Below are 5,000 nucleotides of genomic sequence, written 5' to 3' on the forward strand. Positions count from 1 at the left end.
GCACTTGTGACTACCAGACGAACATAATGAGGGAACGCTATCATGTCCTATCCGTTATTCAGCCTCGATGGGCGGCTTGCCCTCATCACAGGGTCAAGTCAAGGTATTGGCCTTGCACTCGCCGAAGGTCTGGCGGCACATGGTGCGGCGGTCGTGATCAACGGCCGCGACAGGGCCAAGGTCGACATTGCAACCGCAAAATTGACGTCGTCCGGCTACCGTGCCCATGCGTCTTATTTTGATGTTACTGACCTTGCGGCAGTCAAACAGGCTATCGAGCGGATTGAGTCTGATATCGGTGCAATCGACATTCTGATCAACAATGCCGGTATGCAGTTCAGGGCTCCTTTGGAAGATTTCCCTGAAGACAAATGGCTGCAATTACTCCAGACCAATGTGTCTAGTGTTTTCTACACTGGCCAGAGCGTCGCCCAGTACATGATCAGACGCAGGCGGGGCAAGATCATTAATATAGCTTCCGTGCAAAGCGAACTCGCCCGTCCTTCGATCGCACCCTATACCGCGACCAAAGGCGCTGTTCGCAACCTTACCCGCGGCATGTGCGCCGACTGGGCAAAATACGGTTTACAGATCAATGCGATCGCGCCCGGCTATTTCAAGACGCCGCTCAATCAGGCGTTGATCGACAATCCCGACTTCTCCTCGTGGCTGGAAAAGCGCACGCCGGCCGGCCGGTGGGGGAATGTCGAGGAACTGGTAGGCGCAGCAATCTTCCTGGCCAGCGATGCCTCTTCCTTCGTCAACGGCCAGGTCATCCATATCGATGGCGGCATCACCGCTTCGCTATGATTTGCGCTGTTGTCATGGGAGTGAGCGGCTCGGGCAAATCCTCTGTCGGAAGTGGAATTGCCACCGAGCTGGCCTTGCCATTTATCGAAGGCGACGTTTTGCATCCGGAAAGCAACGTTCAGAAAATGGCATCGGGCATTCCGTTGACGGACAAAGATCGCTGGCCTTGGCTCGCCCGAATTGGCACTGAGCTCGCGAAAACTGAACACGGCGTCGTTGTCTCCTGCTCGGCTTTGAAGCGCATATACCGCGACCGGTTGCGCCAAGCCGCAGGCGGTCCCCTTGCCTTCATTTTCCTCGACGGCAGCCCTGCGGTTCTGCGTGACCACATGAGCAAACGAACCGGCCACTTCATGCCGGTTTCAATGCTCGATAGCCAGTTGGCGACGGCTCGAATCAATTGCTTGTGCTGCGTCAGGATGTGGCGAAGCCGGTTGCAGAGATTGTGGCGACATGCGTGTCTTGGTTGACTGAGCTTGGCCTCTAAACGCCAAAAACCCCGCTTGTGCGGGGTTTTTGCTTGGAAAGGCTGGTTTTGATGGCCTTGATGTGGTTGCGGGGACAGGATTTGGTTTTTGTCCCGCGGCGTCGGCTGGGCCTCCTTGCGGGCCCCTGATGCCGGTTCAGCTCGGCCGGCCACCGGGTCAAAATACAAAAGCCCGGACGAGCCGGGCTTTTTGTATTTTGGTTGCGGGGACAGGCTTTGCCCGTTCGGGGCTTCAATCAGTCCACTGGACTGATTGACCGGCTTTGCCGGACGCCCGCTCACCCTTCAGGTTCTGCGCCTGAACGGTGGTGATGATGATGAACAGGGCTGTTCTTGAGTTTGGTTGCGGGGACAGGATTTGCCCGTTCGGGGCTTCAATCGGTGCACTGGACTGATTGACCGGCTTTGCCGGACGCCCGCTCACCCTTCAGGTTCTGCGCCTGAACGGTGGTGATGATGATGAACAGCGTTGCTTTTGAGTTTGGTTGCGGGGACAGGATTTGAACCTGTGACCTTCAGGTTATGAGCCTGACGAGCTACCGGGCTGCTCCACCCCGCGTCACCAAGAACGGCCAAGTTGCCGTAACAGCCCGGATTTTTCCGTTTGTCCGGCCTTTTGCCTGAAGGAGGCTTATGGCCGGACGGGGAGCTGCTCCACCCCGCGCCACCATCCGGCTGTTGACCGGAATTGTCTGTGGCTTTTGCGTGTTTTGCGTAAGTTTGATCTTACTTTGTTTGGTCTGCAAAAGCAAAAAGGCCGCCCTGCATTGAAAGCGGCGGCCTGTTGGATTGTTCTGTTTGGTGAGAAGATTTTGTATCGCATGCAGCTTATCCATGCGTGAACGTTGCGTTTAGCAGACCTGGCAGCGACCTACTCTCCCGCGTCTTGAGACGAAGTACCATTGGCGCTGGGGCGTTTCACGGCCGAGTTCGGAATGGGATCGGGTGCGGCCACCCCGCTGTAACCACCAGGTCAGCAAAGCGCAACGTTATGTGAGAAGCTGGAAGTTTTTTGTCTCACGCGCCGTATCGTCCCTGCCGGGACGGGCGCTGCGACGGCGCGTGGCAAGCCACGACGACCTATCGGTCTGTATGGGTAATTTTTCTGGACTGTTTCCAGAAGGAGCCCATACAGCACGCTAGTGCGTCCGAGCCGTTGCGAGGCCCTCGCGGAGCATAGGGTCGAAGACCCGCTCATGCGTGAGCGCTTTTTAGATCGAATATGCATCGCGTTGCGATGGATATGAGTAATGAGAATGATCAAGCCAATCGAGCTATTAGTACCGGTAAGCTTCATGCGTTGCCGCACTTCCACACCCGGCCTATCAACGTGGTGGTCTTCCACGGCTCTGATAGGGAATACTCGTTTTCAGGTGGGTTTCCCGCTTAGATGCCTTCAGCGGTTATCCCGTCCGTATATAGCTACCCTGCTATGCGGCTGGCGCCACAACAGGTCCACCAGAGATACGTCCATCCCGGTCCTCTCGTACTAGGGACAGATCCTGTCAATATTCCTACACCCACGGCAGATAGGGACCGAACTGTCTCACGACGTTCTGAACCCAACTCACGTACCGCTTTAAATGGCGAACAGCCATACCCTTGGGACCTGCTCCAGCCCCAGGATGCGATGAGTCGACATCGAGGTGCCAAACAACCCCGTCGATATGGACTCTTGGGGGTCATCAGCCTGTTATCCCCGGCGTACCTTTTATCCGTTGAGCGATGGCCCTTCCACGCGGGACCACCGGATCACTATGACCGACTTTCGTCTCTGCTCGACTTGTCAGTCTCGCAGTCAGGCGGGCTTATGCCATTGCACTCGACGACCGATTTCCGACCGGTCTGAGCCCACCATCGCGCGCCTCCGTTACTCTTTAGGAGGCGACCGCCCCAGTCAAACTACCCACCATACACTGTCCCGGATCCGGATAACGGACCGCGGTTAGACATCCATATAGGTAAGGGTGGTATTTCAAGGATGACTCCACCATGGCTGGCGCCACGGCTTCAAAGTCTACCACCTATCCTACACATGCCGACACGAATGCCAGTGTAAAGCTATAGTAAAGGTGCACGGGGTCTTTCCGTCTAACCGCAGGAACCCCGCATCTTCACGGGGAATTCAATTTCACTGAGTCTGCGTTGGAGACAGCGGGGAAGTCGTTACGCCATTCGTGCAGGTCGGAACTTACCCGACAAGGAATTTCGCTACCTTAGGACCGTTATAGTTACGGCCGCCGTTTACTGGGGCTTCGATTCAAAGCTTGCACCTCTCCTCTTAACCTTCCAGCACCGGGCAGGCGTCAGACCCTATACGTCGTCTTGCGACTTCGCAGAGCCCTGTGTTTTTGGTAAACAGTCGCTACCCCCTGGTCTGTGCCACCCTCCTTGACTTGCGTCAAAAAGGGTCACGCTTCTTCCGAAGTTACGCGTGCAATTTGCCGAGTTCCTTCAACGCAGTTCTCTCAAGCGCCTTGGTATTCTCTACCAGTCCACCAGTGTCGGTTTAGGGTACGGTCTATACGCGGGAGCTATTTCCTGGGACCGCTTCGAAGCCCCTCCAATCCAATAAGGAGGAACAACACACGCGATCCGTCACTACCCGCAGGCCCACGAATATTAACGTGGTTCCCATCGACTACGCCTTTCGGCCTCGCCTTAGGGGCCGGCTAACCCTGCTCAGATTAACTTTAAGCAGGAACCCTTGGACTTTCGGCGAGGGAGTCTCTCACTCCCTTTATCGTTACTCATGTCAGCATTCTCACTTCTGATACCTCCAAAGGCCCTCACGGGTCCCTCTTCAACGGCTTACAGAACGCTCCGCTACCACTTGCAGTAAACTGCAAATCCACAGCTTCGGTGTATGGCTTGAGCCCCGGTACATTTTCGGCGCAAAGACCCTTATTTAGACCAGTGAGCTGTTACGCTTTCTTTAAATGATGGCTGCTTCTAAGCCAACATCCTGGTTGTTTTGGGATCCTCACATCCTTTCCCACTTAGCCATAACTTAGGGACCTTAGATGGTGGTCAGGGTTGTTGCCCTCTTCACGACGGACGTTAGCACCCGCCGTGTGTCTGCCGATTAGTACTCTTCGGTATTCGGAGTTTGGTTAGGTTTGGTAAATCGGTGAGATCCCCTAGCCCATCCAGTGCTCTACCCCCGAAGGTATTCGATCGACGCTCTACCTAAATAGATTTCGCGGAGAACCAGCTATCTCCAAGTTTGATTGGCCTTTCACCCCTAGCCACAAGTCATCCCAATCTATTGCAACAGATGCGGGTTCGGTCCTCCAGTAAGTGTTACCTTACCTTCAACCTGCTCATGGCTAGATCACTTGGTTTCGGGTCTAATCCAACGAACTGAACGCCCTGTTCAGACTCGCTTTCGCTGCGCCTACACCTACCGGTTTAAGCTTGCTCGTCAGACTAAGTCGCTGACCCATTATACAAAAGGTACGCTGTCACCCAGAACAAATCTTGGGCTCCAACTGTTTGTAGGCATTCGGTTTCAGGATCTCTTTCACTCCCCTTGTCGGGGTGCTTTTCACCTTTCCCTCACGGTACTGGTTCGCTATCGGTCATGCACGAGTACTTAGGCTTGGAGAGTGGTCTCCCCATGTTCAGACAGGATTTCACGTGTCCCGCCCTACTCAAGGACTTTTATTCGCATTACGTGTACGGGGCTGTCACCCACTTTAGC

2 protein-coding genes, 1 tRNA gene, 2 rRNA genes and 1 pseudogene (1 of these 6 cut by a window edge) are annotated in these 5,000 nt (G+C 55.0%); 2 read left to right on the forward strand and 4 right to left on the reverse strand.

What is annotated here, in order from left to right:
• Window positions 1-42: 42 nt before the first annotated feature.
• Together N8E89_RS03980 and N8E89_RS03985 are read left to right on the forward strand one after the other, a co-directional pair.
• Window positions 43-810, forward strand: a complete 768-nt coding sequence (locus N8E89_RS03980; RefSeq protein ID WP_262261204.1) for an SDR family oxidoreductase — start codon at window positions 43-45, stop codon at window positions 808-810.
• Window positions 807-1,297: pseudogene (locus N8E89_RS03985) on the forward strand (gluconokinase). The gene N8E89_RS03980 and the pseudogene N8E89_RS03985 overlap by 4 nt, the downstream one beginning before the upstream one ends.
• 232 nt (window positions 1,298-1,529) lie before the next feature.
• On the opposite strand, the gene N8E89_RS03990 reads toward N8E89_RS03985, so the two are convergent.
• From N8E89_RS03990 to N8E89_RS04005, 4 genes are all read right to left on the reverse strand, one after another.
• Window positions 1,530-1,721, reverse strand: a complete 192-nt coding sequence (locus tag N8E89_RS03990) for a hypothetical protein (protein ID WP_262261205.1) — start codon at window positions 1,719-1,721, stop codon at window positions 1,530-1,532.
• Between the two features lie 58 nt (window positions 1,722-1,779).
• Window positions 1,780-1,856: transfer RNA gene (locus N8E89_RS03995), tRNA-Met, on the reverse strand.
• Window positions 1,857-2,155: 299 nt separating this feature from the next.
• Window positions 2,156-2,270, reverse strand: a 5S ribosomal RNA gene (gene rrf / locus N8E89_RS04000).
• Window positions 2,271-2,553: 283 nt separating this feature from the next.
• Window positions 2,554-5,000: ribosomal RNA gene (locus N8E89_RS04005) — 23S ribosomal RNA — on the reverse strand (it continues 362 nt past the right edge of the window).

Source organism: Phyllobacterium sp. A18/5-2, assembly GCF_025452215.1.
GTDB lineage: Bacteria > Pseudomonadota > Alphaproteobacteria > Rhizobiales > Rhizobiaceae > Phyllobacterium > Phyllobacterium sophorae.

Coding starts and splice junctions, on each gene's coding strand:
- N8E89_RS03980 (WP_262261204.1), top strand. CDS start 43: ATGTCCTATCCGTTATTCAGCCTCGATGGGCGGCTTGCCCTCATCACA.